16 protein-coding genes and 4 tRNA genes are annotated in these 19248 nt (G+C 42.0%); 3 read left to right on the forward strand and 17 right to left on the reverse strand.

Annotation, left to right across the window (positions count from 1 at the left end):
* Window positions 1-2: 2 nt before the first annotated feature.
* The 16 genes from P2W71_RS03415 to recF all read right to left on the reverse strand — a co-directional run bounded on the left by P2W71_RS03415 (window position 3) and on the right by recF (window position 15387).
* A complete protein-coding gene (locus P2W71_RS03415) occupies window positions 3-332 on the reverse strand; it encodes a DUF3467 domain-containing protein (protein ID WP_276367038.1) in 330 nt (109 codons plus the stop codon).
* A gap of 63 nt (window positions 333-395) precedes the next feature.
* Window positions 396-4706: a DNA-directed RNA polymerase subunit beta' gene (rpoC, locus tag P2W71_RS03420; RefSeq protein ID WP_276367041.1), complete on the reverse strand. Its 4311-nt coding sequence runs from the start codon at window positions 4704-4706 to the stop codon at window positions 396-398.
* A gap of 36 nt (window positions 4707-4742) precedes the next feature.
* Entirely contained in the window at window positions 4743-8615 is a 3873-nt protein-coding gene (gene rpoB / locus P2W71_RS03425; protein ID WP_276367043.1) for a DNA-directed RNA polymerase subunit beta, read from the reverse strand.
* 162 nt (window positions 8616-8777) lie between these two features.
* Window positions 8778-9158, reverse strand: coding sequence for a 50S ribosomal protein L7/L12 (gene rplL / locus P2W71_RS03430; protein ID WP_276367045.1), 381 nt, complete (start codon window positions 9156-9158; stop codon window positions 8778-8780).
* 35 nt (window positions 9159-9193) lie between these two features.
* A complete protein-coding gene (gene rplJ / locus P2W71_RS03435) occupies window positions 9194-9727 on the reverse strand; it encodes a 50S ribosomal protein L10 (protein WP_276367048.1) in 534 nt (177 codons plus the stop codon).
* Between the two features lie 12 nt (window positions 9728-9739).
* On the reverse strand, window positions 9740-10438 hold the full coding sequence (gene rplA / locus P2W71_RS03440) for a 50S ribosomal protein L1 (protein ID WP_276367050.1): 699 nt from the start codon (window positions 10436-10438) through the stop codon (window positions 9740-9742).
* Between the two features lie 8 nt (window positions 10439-10446).
* Window positions 10447-10890, reverse strand: coding sequence for a 50S ribosomal protein L11 (gene rplK / locus P2W71_RS03445; RefSeq protein WP_276367053.1), 444 nt, complete (start codon window positions 10888-10890; stop codon window positions 10447-10449).
* Window positions 10891-10897: 7 nt separating this feature from the next.
* On the reverse strand, window positions 10898-11455 hold the full coding sequence (gene nusG, locus P2W71_RS03450; protein ID WP_276367056.1) for a transcription termination/antitermination protein NusG: 558 nt from the start codon (window positions 11453-11455) through the stop codon (window positions 10898-10900).
* 11 nt (window positions 11456-11466) lie between these two features.
* Entirely contained in the window at window positions 11467-11658 is a 192-nt protein-coding gene (gene secE / locus P2W71_RS03455) for a preprotein translocase subunit SecE (protein ID WP_276367059.1), read from the reverse strand.
* 16 nt (window positions 11659-11674) lie between these two features.
* Window positions 11675-11747 (reverse strand) — tRNA-Trp (locus P2W71_RS03460).
* A 238-nt stretch (window positions 11748-11985) separates the two neighbouring features.
* Window positions 11986-13173, reverse strand: coding sequence for an elongation factor Tu (gene tuf / locus P2W71_RS03465; protein ID WP_276367062.1), 1188 nt, complete (start codon window positions 13171-13173; stop codon window positions 11986-11988).
* 107 nt (window positions 13174-13280) lie between these two features.
* Window positions 13281-13352: transfer RNA gene (locus tag P2W71_RS03470), tRNA-Thr, on the reverse strand.
* Window positions 13353-13519: 167 nt separating this feature from the next.
* Window positions 13520-13592, reverse strand: a tRNA-Gly gene (locus tag P2W71_RS03475).
* A 126-nt stretch (window positions 13593-13718) separates the two neighbouring features.
* Window positions 13719-13801: transfer RNA gene (locus tag P2W71_RS03480), tRNA-Tyr, on the reverse strand.
* Between the two features lie 190 nt (window positions 13802-13991).
* Window positions 13992-14288 carry a DUF721 domain-containing protein gene (locus P2W71_RS03485; RefSeq protein WP_276367065.1) on the reverse strand — a complete coding sequence of 99 codons (297 nt, stop codon included), beginning with the start codon at window positions 14286-14288 and terminating at the stop codon, window positions 13992-13994.
* Window positions 14269-15387 (reverse strand): DNA replication and repair protein RecF, encoded by a 1119-nt coding sequence (recF, locus tag P2W71_RS03490; RefSeq protein ID WP_276367067.1) that lies wholly within the window; start codon window positions 15385-15387, stop codon window positions 14269-14271. Before recF ends, P2W71_RS03485 begins: the two co-directional genes overlap by 20 nt.
* A 78-nt stretch (window positions 15388-15465) precedes the next feature.
* Here recF and pdhA point away from each other — a divergent pair, with 78 nt between their 5' ends.
* The 3 genes from pdhA (at window position 15466) to ribH (ending at window position 17864) form a co-directional block, all read left to right on the forward strand.
* A complete protein-coding gene (gene pdhA / locus P2W71_RS03495) occupies window positions 15466-16509 on the forward strand; it encodes a pyruvate dehydrogenase (acetyl-transferring) E1 component subunit alpha (protein WP_276367069.1) in 1044 nt (347 codons plus the stop codon).
* Between the two features lie 124 nt (window positions 16510-16633).
* A complete protein-coding gene (locus tag P2W71_RS03500; protein WP_276367071.1) occupies window positions 16634-17323 on the forward strand; it encodes a tetratricopeptide repeat protein in 690 nt (229 codons plus the stop codon).
* Between the two features lie 73 nt (window positions 17324-17396).
* Window positions 17397-17864: a 6,7-dimethyl-8-ribityllumazine synthase gene (ribH, locus tag P2W71_RS03505; protein WP_276367074.1), complete on the forward strand. Its 468-nt coding sequence runs from the start codon at window positions 17397-17399 to the stop codon at window positions 17862-17864.
* A gap of 55 nt (window positions 17865-17919) precedes the next feature.
* Here ribH and icd read toward each other — a convergent pair whose 3' ends face one another.
* A complete protein-coding gene (gene icd / locus P2W71_RS03510) occupies window positions 17920-19146 on the reverse strand; it encodes an NADP-dependent isocitrate dehydrogenase (RefSeq protein ID WP_276367076.1) in 1227 nt (408 codons plus the stop codon).
* Between the last annotated feature and the right edge of the window lie 102 nt (window positions 19147-19248).

The following is a 19248-nucleotide window of genomic DNA, read 5'->3' on the forward strand; positions in this document are numbered from 1 at the left end:
TATTAGGCCTCGCCTACGGTTCCGCCAAAATTCATAGGGAACTTTGGCATGTCTTCCGTTCTTTTAATTGCCCCGAAACTATTTTCGTATTTCTCAATATTATCCTTTAACGCCAGCAAAAACCGCTTGGCATGCTCGGGTGTAATAACAATTCTTGACTTCACCTTAGCCTTTGGTACTCCCGGCATTAGCCTGATAAAGTCAATCACAAATTCACTGTTTGAATGCGCTATCATTGCCAGATTCGAGTAAATGCCTTCGGCTATTTCCTCGGAAAGCTCAATATTTATTTGGTTTTGAGCCTGAGCCTTGTTCTTGTTATCCTCTGTCATGGCTTATTATAAAAATGGGTTGGCCCTTTCAGAGCCAACCCAGTACTCTTAATTGTGTTTTTATCAATCTTGAAGTTCCTTCTCCCGATCGCGCGCTCTTTCCTTAGATGCCGTCATCGCTTCATACTCATCCTTGTGCGTCACGATAATATCGTTGTACTTCCGTTGACCTGTTCCAGCCGGGATAAGGTGACCAACGATCACATTCTCCTTTAAGCCCATCAACCAGTCGGTTTTACCACGAATGGCAGCCTCGCTAAGAACCTTGGTAGTCTCCTGGAAAGACGCGGCTGAAAGCCAGCTTTCAGTTTTCAAAGAAGCCTGTGTAATACCTTGGAGTGTCGGCCTTGATACTGCAGGCATAGCATCTCGAACTTCAACCAGTTTTTGATCTTTTCTTCTCAAAACAGAATTTTCATCTCTCAGTTCACGGGCATTAATGATTTGACCAGGCTTTAATACCTGAGAATCACCTGCCTCAATCACCACTTTCTTATCAAGCATGGCGTCGTTGTCTTCCCTGAATTGAAGTTTGTCAACATACTCGTTGGTAAGGAAGCTTGTGTCTCCTGGATCAATGATCTCCACCTTCTGCATCATCTGGCTAACAATAGCTTCGATATGTTTGTCGTTGATCTTCACACCTTGCAAGCGGTACACTTCCTGAATTTCATTCACCAAATATTCCTGCACTGCCGTCGGGCCTTTAATTGACAAAATATCAGAAGGTGTTATGGATCCGTCAGATAAAGGTTGACCTGCTTTCACAAAGTCATTATCCTGTACGAGAATGTGTTTCGACAGGGGCACGAGATATCTCTTTTGAACACCATCGCGGGATTCAATAAATATTTCACGATTACCTCTCTTAATACCACCATACGTAACTACGCCGTCAATCTCACTGACTACAGCCGGATTCGAAGGGTTTCGAGCTTCGAACAACTCAGTTACTCTTGGAAGACCCCCGGTAATATCTCTGGATTTACCCATTGTACGCGGAATCTTCGCCATTACTTGACCAGCTTTAATCTTTTCTCCCTCATCAACAGCTAAGTGAGCACCTACAGGAATGTTATATCCCTTAGATTCAGTTTTGCCTTTTACGATGATGGAAGGATTCTTTGTTTTATCTCTTGTGTCAGTAATTACTTTTTCACGGTGACCTGTCTGCTCATCCGATTCTTCCTTATAAGTAATACCTTCGATGATGGCTTCATATTCAATGGTACCATCAAATTCCGAAAGAATTACCGCATTGTAAGGATCCCAGTTACAAAGCTCATCACCTTTTTCTACTTTTTGTCCGTCTTCAACCTGAAGGAACGCTCCGTAGGGAACGTGGTTGGTAATTAATACACGGTTCTTTTCTTTATCAAGAATTCTGATTTCACCTGTGCGTCCCATCACAACCTTCACAGCTTTGCCATCGCGATCTGTGGTATCTATAACGCGGATACCTTCAAATTCTAAAACGCCACCGAACTTAGCCTTAATATTTGCTTCAACAGCAATGTTGGAAGCAGTACCCCCAACGTGGAAAGTACGAAGTGTAAGCTGTGTTCCAGGCTCACCAATAGATTGCGCTGCAATAACACCAACGGCTTCACCTGACTGTACCATTTTACCGGTTGCCAAGTTCCTTCCATAACATTTTGCACAACCCCCTATCCGTGATTCACATGTAAGCAATGACCTAATCTCAACTTCTTCGATATTGGTATCTTCGATGCGTTTCGCCAGCTCATCCGTAATTTCTTCATTCGCTTCGCAGATCATTTCTTCTGTGAGCGGATCATAGATAGCATGTACCGTTACACGTCCGACAATTCTTTCTGACAGTGGCTCGACGATATCTTCATTATCTTTAAGGGCTGTTACTTTAAGACCACGCAATGTTCCGCAATCTTCCTCTGTTATTACTAAATCTTGAGCAACATCCACTAGCCTACGGGTTAAGTAACCTGCATCAGCTGTTTTCAAAGCTGTATCTGCAAGACCTTTCCGCGCACCGTGCGTAGAGATAAAGTACTCCAATACATCCAACCCTTCTTTAAAGTTTGAAAGAATAGGGTTTTCGATGATAGAACCAACAGATCCTGCTAAGTTCTTTTGAGGCTTAGCCATCAGACCGCGCATACCACCCAACTGACGGATTTGTTCTCTGGAACCGCGGGCTCCTGAGTGCATCATCATGTAAATGGAGTTAAAGCCTTGTTGATCTTCCTCCAGCTGCCTCATCAGCGTATTGGTAAGAAGTGTATTGGTACGTGTCCAAATATCAATAACCTGATTATAACGCTCGTTATCAGTGATAAGACCCATCATGTAGTTGCTCCACACACCATCAACTTCCTCTTGCGCATTAGCAACTAACTTTTGCTTTTCATCCGGAACTTTCACGTCATTCAATCCCATCGACAAGCCGCCTTTGTATGCCATCTGGAATCCAAGTTCCTTGATATCATCCAAAAATTTTGCTGCCTTAGATTGCCCTGCTGCCTTGAATACATCTGCTATGATGGTTTGTAGCTTTTTCTTCGTTAAAAGTTCATCTACAAATCCTACCTCTTCAGGAACGTTTTGATTAAAGATCACACGGCCGGCAACCGTATCGATCATCTTAAAGGTTAACTCGCCGGTTTTTTTATCCTTTACCTTTGCACGTACTTTAATATTAGCATGCTTAGAGAGTTTGCCCTCGTTAAAAGCAACGATCACTTCGTCAGCAGAATAATACTTTTTGCCTTCGCCCTTAATAGGGTGCTCAGGGGTTCCCTTTCTTCCTTTTGTTAAGTAATAAAGTCCTAATACCATGTCCTGTGACGGAACAGTGATAGGCGCACCGTTGGCTGGATTTAAAATGTTATGTGAAGATAACATCAACATTGAAGCCTCAAGAATTGCCTCTTGTCCAAGCGGAACGTGAACAGCCATCTGGTCACCATCGAAGTCAGCGTTAAAAGCTGTACAAACCAACGGATGCAACTGAATAGCTTTCCCTTCAATCAACTTTGGTTGGAATGCTTGAATACCAAGTCTATGCAGCGTCGGAGCACGGTTCAAAAGAACGGGATGTCCTTTCAATACATTTTCCAATATATCCCATATAACAGGATCCTTGCGGTCAACAATTTTCTTTGCTGACTTCACGGTCTTTACGATTCCTCTTTCAATAAGCTTCCGGATAATGAATGGCTTGAATAACTCTGCAGCCATGTCTTTTGGAAGACCGCATTCGTGAAGCTTCAATTCAGGACCAACGACGATAACCGAACGGCCCGAATAGTCAACACGTTTACCGAGCAAGTTTTGACGGAAACGACCTTGTTTTCCTTTAAGCATATCGCTTAATGATTTCAATGCACGATTTCCATCAGAACGAACTGCATTCACCTTTCTTGAATTGTCGAACAATGAATCAACTGCTTCTTGAAGCATCCGCTTTTCATTGCGAAGAATAACTTCAGGAGCCTTAATATCAATTAGTCTCTTTAAACGATTGTTACGAATAATAACGCGTCTGTAGAGGTCATTTAAATCAGATGTAGCAAAACGACCACCATCCAACGGTACGAGTGGACGCAACTCTGGCGGAATGACAGGTACCATTTTGATCACCATCCACTCAGGCTTGTTTTCAATGCGCGTTCTTGCATCCCGGAAAGCTTCAACAACTTTAAGACGCTTTAAAGCTTCCGCTTTTCTCTGTTGCGACGTATCTGTTGCAGCCTGATGCCTTAAGTCATAAGAAAGCTGATCGAGTTGAGTTCTTCCCAATAACATTTCCAATGCATCTGCACCCATCTTAGCAATGAACTTCTTAGGATCATTGTCATCCAGCAGTTGATTTTCGCGTGGAAGTTTATCAATGATATCCAGATATTCTTCTTCGGTCAGGAAGTCTAATCTCTTAACACCATCTTCTTCTTTGATACCAGGTTGAATCACTACATAACGCTCATAATAAATGATCTGATCAAGCTTTTTTGTAGCAAGACCAAGAAGATATCCTATCTTGTTGGGCAGTGACCGGAAATACCAGATGTGAGCAACTGGTACGACGAGCTCAATGTGGCCCATGCGTTCGCGTCTTACTTTCTTCTCCGTTACTTCAACACCGCAGCGATCGCAAATAATACCTTTATAGCGTATTCTTTTATACTTTCCACAGTGACATTCCCAATCCTTCACAGGACCAAATATCCGCTCACAAAACAACCCACCCATTTCAGGCTTGTATGTTCTGTAGTTGATAGTTTCCGGTTGCGTTACTTCACCGTGTGAGCTCTCCAGAATAGATTCTGGGGAGGCCAGGCTAATGGTGATTTTGGAGAAGTCGCTGTTGATCTTTTTATTCTTTCTGAAAGACATATTTAAGTTTTCAGTTTAAAGTTTGAAGTTAAATGTTTAGTCCATCGTGATCTCAAGGGCCAAGCCTCTGAGTTCATGCACGAGTACGTTGAACGATTCAGGAATATTCGGTTTCCTCATATTCTCACCTTTTACGATAGCTTCGTAAGCTTTTGCACGGCCAATCACATCATCCGATTTAATCGTCAGGATTTCTTGGAGGATATGCGATGCACCGAATGCTTCAATCGCCCAAACCTCCATTTCACCAAAACGTTGTCCGCCAAATTGTGCTTTACCACCCAGCGGCTGTTGCGTAATGAGGGAGTAAGGTCCGATAGAACGCGCGTGCATTTTATCATCAACCAAGTGACCCAATTTCAACATGTATGCCATGCCCACTGTAACGGGTTGATCGAATTTATCACCGGTCAATCCATCGTACAAATACGTTCTTCCATATGCTGGCAGTCCAGCTTCAGCAAGTTCTTTCTGAACATCGTCCAAAGAGGCTCCATCAAAAATTGGAGTAGCATATTTTCTTCCAAGCTTATGTCCTGCCCAAGCGAGCACGGTTTCATAAATCTGGCCCAGGTTCATACGCGATGGTACACCAAGAGGATTAAGGCAAATATCCACTGGAGTTCCATCTTCCAGGAATGGCATATCTTCTTCACGAACGATTCTGGCTACAACACCTTTGTTCCCGTGACGGCCAGCCATTTTATCTCCCACCTTCAGCTTACGTTTTTTAGCAACGTAGACTTTTGCCAATTGCACAATGCCTGTCGGAAGTTCATCTCCAACTTCAAGCGTAAATCTTTCACGCTTAAATTCTCCTGAAATCGTATTGCGTTTTAGTAGGTAATTCTTAACCGTTTGGCTAACCAACTCATTGGTATGTTCATCGGTAGTCCAGTTTTCCAGACTGATGTCAGCAATAAGGTTTACTTCTTCAGGAACATTGTAATTGCTTTCATCGCGATAGATATTTTTATCCGGGAAAAGATTATTCTCAATAACCTTCGCAGATATTTTAACACCCTTCGTGATGAGTTCGTCACCGAATTTATGTTTCACACCACTACTTGTTTTTCCATTCAACAAATGGGTGAGTTTCTTAATCATCTCTTCACGTAAATCTGAAAGTTGTTTGCTGTACTTATTCTTAAGTGCATCCAGTTCCTTTTTAGATTTTGTGCGTACGTCTTTATCACGTTTAGGGCGAGAGAACAATTTTGTTTCTATAACCACGCCCTTTAATGATGGAGGTGCCTTTAATGATGCATCTTTCACATCACCAGCTTTATCGCCAAATATTGCACGAAGAAGTTTTTCTTCTGGTGTTGGATCTGTTTCCCCTTTAGGAGTGATCTTGCCGATCAGAATATCACCTTCTCTTACTTCAGCGCCAATGCGGATAATTCCATTTTCGTCCAGATGCTTTACAGCCTCTTCGCTAACATTTGGTATTTCAGAAGTAAGTTCTTCTTCACCACGTTTTGTATCGCGAACCTCTAGCTCAAACTCTTCAATGTGAATAGATGTGTAAACATCATCACGGACTACCCGTTCGGAGATAACGATAGCATCCTCGAAATTATATCCTTGCCATGGCATGTAGGCCACCAACAAATTTCGTCCGAGAGCGAGTTCTCCGGCTTCAGTAGCGTATCCTTGGCAGAGTGGCTGACCTTTTACAACCTTTTCACCTTTTCTGACAAGCGGTGTAAGATTGATGCAGGTATCCTGGTTGGTTCTTCTGAACTTGATAAGGCTATAGGTTCTGAATTCATCTTCAAAACTTGTAAGCTGTTGTTCTTCCGATACCTCGTATTTTATAGTAATCTTCTTAGCATCAACAAACTCAACTGTTCCGTTGCCTTCCGCAAGGATCAGGGCTCGCGAATCCAATGCCACGCGTCCTTCAAGGCCTGTACCAACAATAGGCGCTTCTGGCCTGATCAACGGAACTGCCTGACGTTGCATGTTTGAACCCATCAATGCACGGTTAGCATCGTCGTGCTCCAGGAACGGAATCATAGATGCTGCAACCGACACGATTTGGTTCGGCGCGATATCCATGTATTTCAGATCTTTTGGCTCGATAACAGGGAAGTCGCCTTCAAAACGAGCTTTTATTTTTTCTTCAATAAATTCTCCGGTAGGCTTTAGCGCTACTTTTGCTTGCGCGATGTAATGGGTGTCTTCTTCTTCTGCCGTGAGGAAGATCACTTGGTCTTTCATTTTTACCTTACCATTTTCAACTTTGCGGTAAGGCGTCTCGATGAATCCCATTTTATTAACCTTTGCGTGAACGCAAAGGGACGATATCAAACCGATATTCGGACCTTCGGGAGTTTCAATAGTACACAGACGGCCATAGTGCGTATAGTGCACGTCACGAACCTCAAAGCCGGCGCGTTCACGTGAAAGACCACCTGGACCGAGTGCCGACATTCTTCTCTTATGCGTAATCTCAGCAAGTGGATTGGTTTGATCCATAAACTGAGAAAGCTGATTCGTTCCGAAGAATGAGTTGATAACCGAAGACAATGTACGCGCGTTGATCAGATCAACCGGCTTAAATTCTTCATTATCCCGAACGTTCATTCTTTCTTTGATAGTCCTTGCCATACGCGCAAGACCAACTCCAAATTGTGAATACAACTGTTCGCCTACTGTTCTAACCCTTCTGTTGCTCAAGTGATCGATATCATCGACAACAGCTTTCGAATTGATTAAGCCGATAAGATATTTTACAATCAGGATAATATCATCCTTCGTTAGAACGCGATGGTCAAAGCTCAGATCGAGGCCAAGTTTTTTGTTAATTCTATATCGACCAACCTCGCCCAGGTCATAACGTTTTTCACTGAAGAACAAGCTCTGTATAATGTCACGAGCAGTTTGTTCATCAGGAGCTTCTGTATTTCTTAACTGGCGATAGATATATTCAACAGCTTCTTTTTCAGAGTTGGATGTATCTTTTGCCAGTGTATTAAAAATAATATGGTAGTCGGCGATATTAATATCATCCCGATGAAGGATGATTGATTTAACACCAGAGTCAAGAATTACATCAACATCTTCTGAAGTGATGGTGTGATCACGCTCCAACAATACCTCGTTACGATCGATAGATACAACTTCACCGGTATCTTCATCCACAAAATCTTCTGTCCAGGTTTTAAGAACCCGGGCGGCAAGTTTTCTATCAACAACTTTTTTTAAGGTATTCTTTGAAGCCTCTACTTCTTCAGACAATCCGAAGAGATCAAGGATATCTTTATCTGAACCGTAACCAATTGCGCGAAGCAATGTAGTGACGGGGAATTTTTTCTTGCGGTCAATGTAAGCATACATTACTGCATTCACATCCGTTGCGAATTCAATCCATGAACCCTTGAATGGAATGATACGGGCTGAATACAACTTAGTACCATTGGTGTGTTTACTCATTGCAAAGAACACCCCTGGCGAACGGTGCAATTGAGAAACAATAACACGTTCGGCTCCATTGATTACAAAGGAGCCCTTTTCAGTCATGTATGGAATATTACCTAAAAAAACCTCCTGCTCGATGGTTTGGAAATCTTCATTATCCTCATCGTTACAAGTTAGTCGCAGTTTTGCTTTTAAAGGCACTGAGAATGTCAATCCTCTGTCGATACACTCATCAACATTATATTTAGGAGGATCAATTGTATAATCTACGAACTCCAACACAAAGTTTTCGCGCGAGTCACTTATTGGGAAGTTTTCCGCGAAAACCTTATAAAGACCTTCATTCTGTCTTTTTTCGGCTGGAGTTTCGATTTGTAAAAAATCTTTGAAAGACTGGAGTTGAAGATCCAGAAAATCGGGATAGTCAAGGACTCTCTCGCTTTGAGAGAAATCGATTCTACCGTTTATAGTCTTCTTTGCCAAGGTGTTTTAACGTTTAAAGTACTGAGATCCTAGACGGAGAACAAGTAATATTATTTGTAGGGTACAAAATAGGAATAGACCCCGCTGCTCCCGACCATAATCAGGACAGCCACGGGGTCTAACCAGGTATCTGTTAGACGTAGCCCTTCGTCATTCAGAAGGTTATTTCAACTCTACTTCAGCGCCTGCTTCAGTAAGTTGTTTCTTCAGATTTTCTGCTTCGTCCTTTGGTAATCCTTCTTTAATAGTTTTAGGAGCTCCATCAACTAAATCTTTAGCTTCTTTTAAGCCAAGGCCAGTAAGTTCTTTCACTAACTTAACAATTTGAAGTTTGTTAGCGCCAGGAGCTTTTAATACTACGTCGAAATTAGTTTTTTCAGCAGCAGCGGCAGCACCACCACCTCCACCAGCAGCAGGACCTGCTACAACAGCAGCTGCAGCCGGTTCAATGCCATGAGTTTCTTTCAGGTAAGTCGCTAATTCATTTACCTCTTTTACAGTGAGTTCAACCAGTTGATCTCCGAGTGCTTTGATGTCGGCCATTTTAGTAAAGTTTAATTAAATTCTTTGTTCAATAATTATTTAGTTCCACGTTCCTCCAATGCTTTAACCAATCCGGCAACTGTATTCTTTCCACTAAGAAGCGCAGAGAGTACATTTTTCGCAGGTGATTGAAGTAGGGAGATAACTTCGCCGATAAGCTCATTTTTAGATTTAAGCTCGCTCAGCGTTTTTACATTCTCGTCTCCTATATAGAGATCTGAATCAATAGATGCAGCTTTTAGTACTGGTTTTCCGTCAAGTTTCTTTCGAAATTCCTGGATAACCTTGGCTGGTACATTACCGGCTTCTTTGGAGAATAGGACTCCTGAAAACCCATGCAATGTCTTGAAAAGTGGTGTATAATCAACACCATCTTGTTTTTCGAGAGCTTTTCGGATAAGTGTATTTTTATATACCTTATATTCTATTCCGCTTTTGTAACACAACCTTCTAAAATTATTTACTTGTTCAACAGTAAATCCTGATGCGTCCGTAATATAGAAGTGCTTGTTATCAGCAAACTTAGTAGAAAGCTCGTCTATAATTTGTGATTTTTCTTCTCTGGTCATGTCTTTTAATACTTAAATACCAGCAACTGAATTCCTATCAACTGCAATACCAGGGCTCATTGTTGTTGACAAAGTGATACTTTGGAAGTAAGTACCCTTTGCTGATGCCGGTTTGAGCTTTGCCACGACATTAATCATTTCTGCAGCATTGTCCCGGATTTTATCGGCCGAGAAGGAAGCTTTTCCAACGCTACAATGAATAATACCTTGTTTATCAATTTTGAAATCGATTTTACCCGCTTTTACTTCTTTCACGGCTTTACCGACTTCGAGCGTAACAGTTCCTGATTTAGGATTTGGCATAAGGCCGCGTGGTCCGAGTATCTTACCCAGCTTACCAACCTTCGCCATAACGGTAGGGGTACAGATAATCACATCGATATCCGTCCAGCCACCTTCAATCTTTTGGATGAATTCATCCAAGCCTACATGTTCAGCGCCTGCATCCTTTGCTTCCTGGACTTTATCAGGAGTACAAAGCACAAGTACACGAACAGTTTTACCGATACCATGAGGTAACGCAACCACGCCTCTAACCATTTGGTCAGATTTTTTAGGGTCAACACCCAACCGAATATCGATATCTACGGAAGCATCAAACTTTGTAAAACTGATTTCTTTTAAAAGTTTTGAAGCATCTTCCAGGGAATACTCCTTTTCAGGGCTGTATTTCGCAAGGACCGCCTTTCTGTTTTTAGAAATTTTTGCCATCGCTTTAATTATTTTTCCCAAGGGGGAGTACCTGAAACTGTAATTCCTAAACTTCTTGCAGTTCCTGCTACCATTTTCATGGCCGACTCAACTTTGAATGCATTGAGATCGGGCATTTTCGTTTCTGCAATAGTTTTTACTTGCGCCCATGTTATCGACCCTACCTTAGTACGGTTAGGTTCAGCTGAGCCTTTTTGTTTTTTCGCGGCATCTAAAATTAACACTGCAGCCGGAGGAGTCTTGATGACAAAATCAAAAGACTTGTCATTATACATTGTAATCAACACTGGCAATACTTGACCCTGCTTATCTTGAGAACGTGCGTTGAATTGTTTGCAAAAGTCCATGATGTTAAGACCTTTACTACCTAACGCAGGTCCTATTGGGGGAGCGGGATTTGCCTGACCTCCTTTTACCTGTAATTTCAGATAACCTGTAATTTGTTTCGCCATTGTTATCTTAATCTAGCTTTTCTACCTGCATATAACTTAATTCGACCGGAGTGTTCCGACCGAAAATTTTCACCATCACGTTGAGTTTCTTTTTATCTTCAAAAATCTCCTCAACTGTTCCGGTAAATCCGCTGAATGGACCATCCATTACTTTAACAGATTCACCTTTAATAAATGGTGTATCGAGTTTTTCCTCGAATTCGTCAATCTCATCAACTTTACCGAGAATCCTATTCACCTCTGATTGACGAAGAGGAACGGGATCCTTGGAAGCCCCGGTACCGTTGTTGCCGAGAAATCCAATCACACCAGGAATACTATTCACAGCATGATAGGCCTCTCCATTTGAGAGGTCGGCTGAAATAAGAACATAACCCGGAAAGAAGTTGCGCTCACGAACACGCTTCTTACCGTTTCTCATTTCGTATACTTTTTCAGAAGGGATCAGCACCTGGGGAATAAAATCAGTAAGCTTTGAACGCTCGATCTCTGTTTCCAAATAGGACTTAACCTTTTTTTCCTGGCCACTGACGACCCTGAGAACATACCATTTCAGTTCGGCCATTACCTTCTGCATTAAAATTCTCTATAAAACCAACCAAGACCGGTTTTGAAAACCCAGTCAATTGCACCTATAACTACAGCAAAGATGGTGGAAGCCACCAACACGAGAATAGCACTGCCTTGCAGTTCACTGTACTTGGACCAAGTCACTTTGTTCTTGATCTCATCCCAAGATTCTCCGATATAGGTCTTTACTTTGTCCATTATAATTCTGGATTTGCACGGGTGGAGAGACTCGAACTCCCAGCCAACGGTTTTGGAGACCGCTACTCTACCAATTGAGCTACACCCGTTTATTATTTTTTGATTCAGCCCTGGTTGAAACTGGTTTATCCAGCTATTCTACCGCCCCGAAAGCATTTTCGGGTCCGAACTTTACCTTTACAAAACGTTTTTTATGCGATTGCTCAATCCCTTTGAGCCGCACCCGATACCCTCAGCCCAAAAGGACTGCAAAGGTAGAACAATAGGTAAGAAAACAAAAGCGTTCCTGAAATATTTCAGAAACGCCTTCGTCTTTACCTTAACTTATTAGTCTAAAATTTCAGTCACCTGTCCAGATCCTACAGTACGGCCACCTTCGCGGATTGCAAAACGAAGACCTTTTTCCATAGCAATCTTATTGATCAATTGTACTTCAATAGAGATATTATCGCCAGGCATAACCATTTCTACACCGGCTGGAAGCATTACTTCTCCAGTAACGTCAGTGGTACGGAAATAGAATTGAGGACGATATTTATTAAAGAATGGCGTATGACGACCACCTTCTTCTTTTGACAACACGTAAACTTCAGCTTTGAATTTAGCGTGAGGTGTAACAGAACCAGGTTTACAAATAACCATCCCTCTTTTGATCTGCTCTTTTTCAATACCGCGAAGCAATAAACCTACGTTATCACCAGCTTCTCCTCTATCGAGGATCTTACGGAACATTTCCACACCAGTGATAGTCGAAGTCAAGTTCTCAGCGCCCATACCTAAGATTTGTACAGGATCACCAGTCTTGATAACACCACGCTCGATACGACCAGTAGCAACTGTTCCACGACCTGTGATAGAAAATACGTCTTCAACAGGCATCAAAAAGTCTTTGTCAACCAAACGAACCGGAATCGGAATATGCTCATCAACGGCCGTCATCAATTCTTCCACTTTCTCAACCCACTTAGGCTCACCGTTAAGTGCTCCAAGCGCCGATCCTCTAATTACAGGCATCGTGTCGCCAGGGAAGCTGTACGCTGACATCAATTCGCGAACTTCCATTTCAACCAAGTCTAATAACTCAGCATCATCAACCAAATCCACTTTGTTCATAAACACCACAAGTGCAGGCACCCCTACCTGGCGAGCCAAAAGAATATGTTCACGAGTTTGAGGCATAGGACCATCAGTAGCAGCTACTACTAAAATCGCTCCGTCCATCTGAGCTGCTCCCGTAACCATGTTTTTTACATAGTCTGCGTGACCAGGGCAATCCACGTGAGCATAGTGTCTTTTTTCTGTAGCATACTCAACGTGTGAAGTATTGATTGTAATACCTCTTTCTTTTTCTTCTGGCGCATTGTCGATTGACGAGAAATCGCGCATAGAAGCAAGTCCTTTTGACGAAAGAACTTTTGTTATTGCAGCGGTAAGTGTGGTTTTACCGTGGTCAACGTGACCGATGGTACCAATGTTTACGTGGGGTTTAGAACGATCGAATGTTTCTTTAGCCATATTTGAAAATCCCTGTTAAAATTTAAAGTATAGAAGTTTCTGTTTTATTTTTTTCTTCACTCTCAAAACCAATCACATCCCCGTGACGGCTAGCCTCAGCAACCGAGAGCTGTTGATGAGGATTGAACTCACGACCTCTTCCTTACCAAGGAAGTGCTCTACCACTGAGCTACAACAGCTTATTTTTCGCTGCCCTCACGACTTGGCGCTACCGGCGCCATGGCTACCTCCGGATAACTATCCGGAGAGCTACAACAGCTTTGCTTGCCGTTACTGGTTATCCGCTAATCGTTAACCGTGTGTTACAACTAACGATTAACCATTAACGGACAACGGCTCAAAAAAGAGCGGGAGACGAGGCTCGAACCCGCGACCTATAGCTTGGAAGGCTATCGCTCTACCAACTGAGCTACTCCCGCATTGTCTGCCGTAATTTAGGTGCGGTCCGGTATTACCAAACTCACCATAACTACAACAAATACTTTTCCCGCCGCAGTACTCCTTGGCGAGGAGGGTCCACCTTTGCCACAGCTTCGGCGGACACGTGGGGGAAATAGGATTCGAACCTATGAAGTCATAAGACAACAGATTTACAGTCTGTCCCAGTTGGCCGCTTTGGTATTCCCCCTACAATATTTTTAAGAACGAATGAAAAGCCTCCCGAAGCTTCAGGAGGCTTTTTTAAAAAGAGAGTGCAAAATTATACGCTTTTACACTTTTTCAAAACTTATACTCAGAATTTAACTTATAATCGAGTAGATACCTCACCTTTTTTAATGTAAGGACAGCGTTACAGGTAGATATAATTGATCTATTATTTACATAGCGATAATTTCTGTGATCACGCCTTCTCCAAATTCTTTCCGAAAAAGCGCCAGTACTTCGGTTTTATGAAGGGAGAAGTCATGCCTCATTGTAGGCGAGTCAAATTCTACGAAAAGAACTTTATTTTTAATAAACACCTTTCTGGTTCGGCTTGCTATTGGTTTTCCTACCAGCCGTTCCCAGGATTCGATGATATTCGCTTCATCATACTTATTTGTAAGGCGGTAGGAATTGAGCAAGTCTCGAATGGCCTGACCGACAGATTGAAATTCATTTTTCTTGTTGCTCATATAGAGTGACCTTTCCTTGATCGATATTGAAGACAGTAGATGGTACGTTTATATGATTTAACAATCCCCTGGTTCGCTCAGGACGTGCATCTGTTATAAAAAGCTGGCCGAATTCTGATTTGATTAGTTCTAACAACCGGGCAATCCGAAAGTCGTCCAATTTATCAAAAATATCGTCCAGTAATAAAATTGGTTTAAAGCCTTTATGTAAATCAAGTATTTCAAATTGGGCTAACTTCATGGCAATCACAAAAGATTTCTGCTGTCCTTGAGAGCCATATCTTTTTAAGGCTTCATTCCCCAATATGAAATCATAATCATCTTTATGTATGCCGAAATTTGTTCGTTGCAAAGCTACATCGCGGGGCCTAACATCCATCAGACCTGCACTAAATGTCTTTCCCTTCAATTCCGAATTATACTGTACCTCTGCCGATTCAGAATTTTCTACGAGAAAGTGGTAATATTTTTGAAATACTGGCGAAAATTCAATGATAAAGGCAGACCTTCTTTTAAAAATTGAGTCGCCCAATGTACTTAATAACTTGTCATATGACTCGAATGCAATCCAATCCACTGCTGATCCCCGTTCAGCATAAAGCTTTAAAAGTCCATTTCGTAGCTTTAGGGCTTGGTTATATTGTATTAAGTTTTCGAGGTATATTTTATCCAATTGAGAAATTATGCCATCAAAAAATCTTCTTCTCCCTTCACTTCCTTCATTTACCAAATACACATCGTCGGGCGCGATTAGCACAATAGGATACTTTCCTATGTGTTCACTTAATTTTTGATATTCGAGCGAATCCTCCCGAAATATTTTCTTGGCGCCAAGTTGAACGGTGCTGGTTACTTCTTTAGTTGTCGAATCGTTCTTGAACACTCCTTTTATAAAGAAATACGAGTTGCCCTGTGTAATACATTGCTGGTCTGAAGAGGAAAAAGCGCTTTTTGTGAAGCCCAGGTAGTAGATGGCATCCAGTAAATTGGTTTTGCCACTTCCATTCTTTCCGACTAAAACATTGATTCGAGGCGAAAAACGCAAATTTTCGTCTAAATAATTCTTAAAACTTAAAAGATGGAGGGTTTCAAGATGCATGAAAGGAATTAATGGATGAAAGTTTGGCGAATGTTCGTTTGGGAATTAATTTCGCAACTCGAATCCAAAAATAGGGATATGCCTACGACAACCAAAGCGAAGAACGAGCCGGCTGGTGCTAAAAAGAATGATGCGACTGAATTCTCTAAAGAAACATACCTGTATTGGTATGAAAGCATGCAGTTGATGCGCAAGTTTGAAGAAAAAGCCGGACAGCTTTATGGAATGCAAAAGATTAAAGGTTTTTGTCATTTATATATAGGTCAGGAAGCTTGTGCGTCCGGAGCGGTAACAGCCTTAAGAAAAGGTGATAAATGGATTACTGCATACCGGGACCATGGTCATCCTCTGGCGTTGGGTACAAATCCAAAGGCTATCATGGCAGAACTTTATGGAAAAGAAACCGGAACCACAAAAGGTAAAGGTGGATCCATGCACATCTTCGATAAGAATGTTGGCTTTGTTGGAGGTCATGGAATCGTAGGGGCCCAGGTTCCGCTAGGTGCTGGTATTGCTTTCGCGGAAAAATATAATAAAACAGGCAATTTGTGCATATGCTATATGGGAGACGGCGCCGTACGCCAAGGTGCTTTCCATGAAGCTTTAAACCTGGCGATGTTATGGAAATTACCGGTCATTTTTGTTATTGAAAACAACGGTTACGCCATGGGTACCTCAGTAAAGAGGACTTCTAACGTAACTGATCTTTATACTTTGGCCGACGCTTATGATATGCCGTCGGAACCTGTAGATGCGATGAAAGTGGAGGAGGTTCATAAGTCTGTAGCACGCGCGGCCGAAAGAGCCCGGAAAGGCGAAGGCCCCACACTTCTTGAGTTCAGAACTTATCGTTACAAGGGTCACTCCATGTCAGATCCGCAAAAATATAGAACCAAAGAAGAGGTTGAACAGTATAAACAACGCGATCCAATCGAGGTGGTGAAACAAGCTATTCTTGATAAAAAATTTGCTACTGAAAAAGATCTTGAGGCTATTGACCAAAAGATAGTGGGTCAGGTGGATGAAAGCGTGAAGTTTGCAGAAGAATCAAATTTTCCGGATCCATCGGAGGCATTGACCGATGTTTACGTTCAATCGGATTATCCATTTATTCTGGATTAGGACAGCTTTGTTTAGAATCATCTAATTTGTAGTTTTGCGCCCCTCCGAAGTTTTATTCGGAATAATTATTTATTTATCGCGAAAGAATTGATTCCTTGGTTTCCCTGGAATAATATAAAATACAATGGCTAAAAAGGAAGAACACAAACACGAACTTCTCGAAAACCCGGAAGCCCTAAAGGAAAAATTAGAAGGTGCTGAGAATTGGCTTGAGCAGAACCCTAAGATTGTAGTAGGTATTGCTGCGGCTATTCTAATTATCGTTGGGGGCTATTTTGCTTTCAATTATTATAAGAATAATCAAAACGACTTAGCGCAAAAGGAAATGTTTCAGGCGGTTTATTACTTTGAAGCCGATAGTCTGGACAAGGCGCTTAATGGCGATGGTAACAATTTAGGCTTCCTACAAATCATTGATGAATTTGGAATAACAGACGCTGCGAATTTGGCGAACTACTACGCGGGTGTGACTTACCTGAAGCAAGGAAAATTTGAATTAGCGCGGCTATACCTGGAAGACTTCAGTGCGAATGATCTGCTTGTTCAGGCACGCGCCTACAGCCTGGTAGGAGACAGCTACATGGAAGAACAAAAGTATGATGATGCTGCGAAATACTATAGCAAGGCAGCGAACCATAAGCCTAACAAATATTTTTCGCCCAGTTATTTAATGAAGGAAGCACTGGCCTATGAAAAATTAAATCAGCCCGATAAGGCCAGAGAGGCGTACGACAAAATCATTAATGAATATTGGGATTCCTCGGAGTATCAAAATGCACGAAAATATAAAGCGCGCCTAGAACCTAATTCTTAAGATATTCAAGATCATTCAAGGGATAGATTTCGTTCTATCCCTTTTTTATTTCACGATAGACTCACAAATTACTATGGCAGGCCCATTAACGTCAGGTAAAGTAAAATCAAAGGTCAACCTTTCTAAGAAAAATTTTGCGATCATCGTAGCGGAATGGAATGCAGAGATAACTGAGGCCCTATACGAAGGAGCATGGTCAAGTTTGATTGAACATGGGGTTAAGAAAGAAAACATCATTCGCAAGAATGTCCCCGGCAGTTTCGAATTGTCTTTGGGTGCCTTGTGGATGGCAGAAGATAAAAAAATTGACGCAGTAATTTGTCTTGGTTGCGTAATTCAAGGCGACACCCCACATTTTGATTTCATCTGCCAGTCTGTTTCGTATGGAATAACCCAGGCAGGTTTAAAGACAAGAAAACCAGTAATTTTTGGAGTTATTACCACTTTAAATCATCAGCAGGCCTTGGATCGGGCGGGAGGAAAACTAGGCAACAAAGGTGAAGAAGCTGCAATCAGTGCTATTAAAATGCTGAACTTTTAGAAATAAAAAATAAAGCGCCTTTAGAGCGCTTTATTTTTTTGAAGAAATATTTCAATCACATATTTTTCACGATCTCTTCGCCAAACTCAGAGCATTTCAATAATGTAGCTCCCTCCATCAGGCGGTGGAAATCATAGGTAACACGTTTCTTAGAGATGGACGCTTCAAGACCTTTGTATATCAGGTCTGCAGCTTCTAACCATCCCATGTATTCAAACATCATGACGCCGGAAAGTATCACTGAACCTGGATTTACCTTGTCCTGCCCAGCATATTTTGGAGCCGTACCATGCGTTGCTTCGAAGATGGCGTGGCCCGTAACATAGTTGACATTTCCACCCGGTGCGATACCTATACCCCCAACAATAGCTGCCAATGCATCTGAAATGTAATCACCATTCAGATTGAGCGTTGCAACGACAGAATATTCATCAGGACGAAGTAGTATTTGTTGTAAGAACGCATCAGCAATAGAATCTTTTATGATGAGTTTATGCCCATCTTTTTCGATCACTTGCCAAGGACCACCATCCAAGTCGACGGCACCAAATTCTCTTTTCGCCAGCGCATATCCCCAGTCTCTGAAACTACCTTCGGTAAACTTCATGATGTTACCCTTGTGAACCAAGGTAAGGTTGGGCTTTTTATGAGTCAACGCAAATTCTAACGCCGCTCTAACTAATCGCTCTGTTCCTTCTTTGGAGACCGGTTTAATACCAATGCTAGAGCTTTCGGGGAAACGAATTTTTTTATAACCTTTTGGGAATGTCTCTTTAAAGAACTGCATAAACTTTTTGTTCTCTTCAGTTCCCTCCTGGAATTCAATTCCTGCATAGATGTCCTCGGTATTTTCGCGGAACAATACCATATCCGTTTTTTGTGGCTCTCGTACAGGCGAAGGAACGCCCTTGAACCAACGTACCGGACGTACGCATGCATATAAATCTAATTCTTGCCGCAAGGCTACATTCAAGGAACGAATTCCGCCGCCGACTGGCGTTGTTAGTGGTCCTTTTATGCCAACCAGGTATTCCTTGAACACGTTTAATGTTTCCTCAGGGAGCCAATTGCCAGTTTTATTAAATGCCTTTTCGCCTGCTAATACTTCTTTCCAATTAATTTTGCGTTTGCTTCCGTATGCCTTTTCAACCGCCTTATCAAAAACGTGTTGAGAAACGGGCCAAATATCTATACCTGTACCATCGCCCTCTATATAAGGAATTGTTGGACTGTCAGGTACATTAAGTTTGCCATTACGGATGCTGATTTTCTGATCGCTCATTTTATGCAGTGGTTATATTTTTATGCTAAGGCAGAACTGCCCCTTTTTTTTGCGGCCGGAAAATTAAAAAAATAAGGTCACAAACGAAGGATATTTTTTACA

The sequence above is a fragment of the Chryseolinea sp. H1M3-3 genome, assembly GCF_029360725.1.
Classification (GTDB): Bacteria; Bacteroidota; Bacteroidia; order Cytophagales; family Cyclobacteriaceae; genus Chryseolinea.

What these genes read in the sequence shown, in the direction of transcription:
- nusG (WP_276367056.1), bottom strand. Translation starts at nt 11,455, where the DNA reads ATGGCCGAACTGAAATGGTATGTTCTCAGGGTCGTCAGTGGCCAGGAA.
- ribH (WP_276367074.1), top strand. Translation starts at nt 17,397, where the DNA reads ATGGCAGGCCCATTAACGTCAGGTAAAGTAAAATCAAAGGTCAACCTT.
- rplL (WP_276367045.1), bottom strand. Translation starts at nt 9,158, where the DNA reads ATGGCCGACATCAAAGCACTCGGAGATCAACTGGTTGAACTCACTGTA.
- P2W71_RS03485 (WP_276367065.1), bottom strand. Translation starts at nt 14,288, where the DNA reads ATGAGCAACAAGAAAAATGAATTTCAATCTGTCGGTCAGGCCATTCGA.
- rplJ (WP_276367048.1), bottom strand. Translation starts at nt 9,727, where the DNA reads ATGACCAGAGAAGAAAAATCACAAATTATAGACGAGCTTTCTACTAAG.
- secE (WP_276367059.1), bottom strand. Translation starts at nt 11,658, where the DNA reads ATGGACAAAGTAAAGACCTATATCGGAGAATCTTGGGATGAGATCAAG.
- icd (WP_276367076.1), bottom strand. Translation starts at nt 19,146, where the DNA reads ATGAGCGATCAGAAAATCAGCATCCGTAATGGCAAACTTAATGTACCT.
- rplA (WP_276367050.1), bottom strand. Translation starts at nt 10,438, where the DNA reads ATGGCAAAAATTTCTAAAAACAGAAAGGCGGTCCTTGCGAAATACAGC.
- P2W71_RS03500 (WP_276367071.1), top strand. Translation starts at nt 16,634, where the DNA reads ATGGCTAAAAAGGAAGAACACAAACACGAACTTCTCGAAAACCCGGAA.
- P2W71_RS03415 (WP_276367038.1), bottom strand. Translation starts at nt 332, where the DNA reads ATGACAGAGGATAACAAGAACAAGGCTCAGGCTCAAAACCAAATAAAT.
- pdhA (WP_276367069.1), top strand. Translation starts at nt 15,466, where the DNA reads ATGCCTACGACAACCAAAGCGAAGAACGAGCCGGCTGGTGCTAAAAAG.
- recF (WP_276367067.1), bottom strand. Translation starts at nt 15,387, where the DNA reads ATGCATCTTGAAACCCTCCATCTTTTAAGTTTTAAGAATTATTTAGAC.
- tuf (WP_276367062.1), bottom strand. Translation starts at nt 13,173, where the DNA reads ATGGCTAAAGAAACATTCGATCGTTCTAAACCCCACGTAAACATTGGT.
- rplK (WP_276367053.1), bottom strand. Translation starts at nt 10,890, where the DNA reads ATGGCGAAACAAATTACAGGTTATCTGAAATTACAGGTAAAAGGAGGT.
- rpoC (WP_276367041.1), bottom strand. Translation starts at nt 4,706, where the DNA reads ATGTCTTTCAGAAAGAATAAAAAGATCAACAGCGACTTCTCCAAAATC.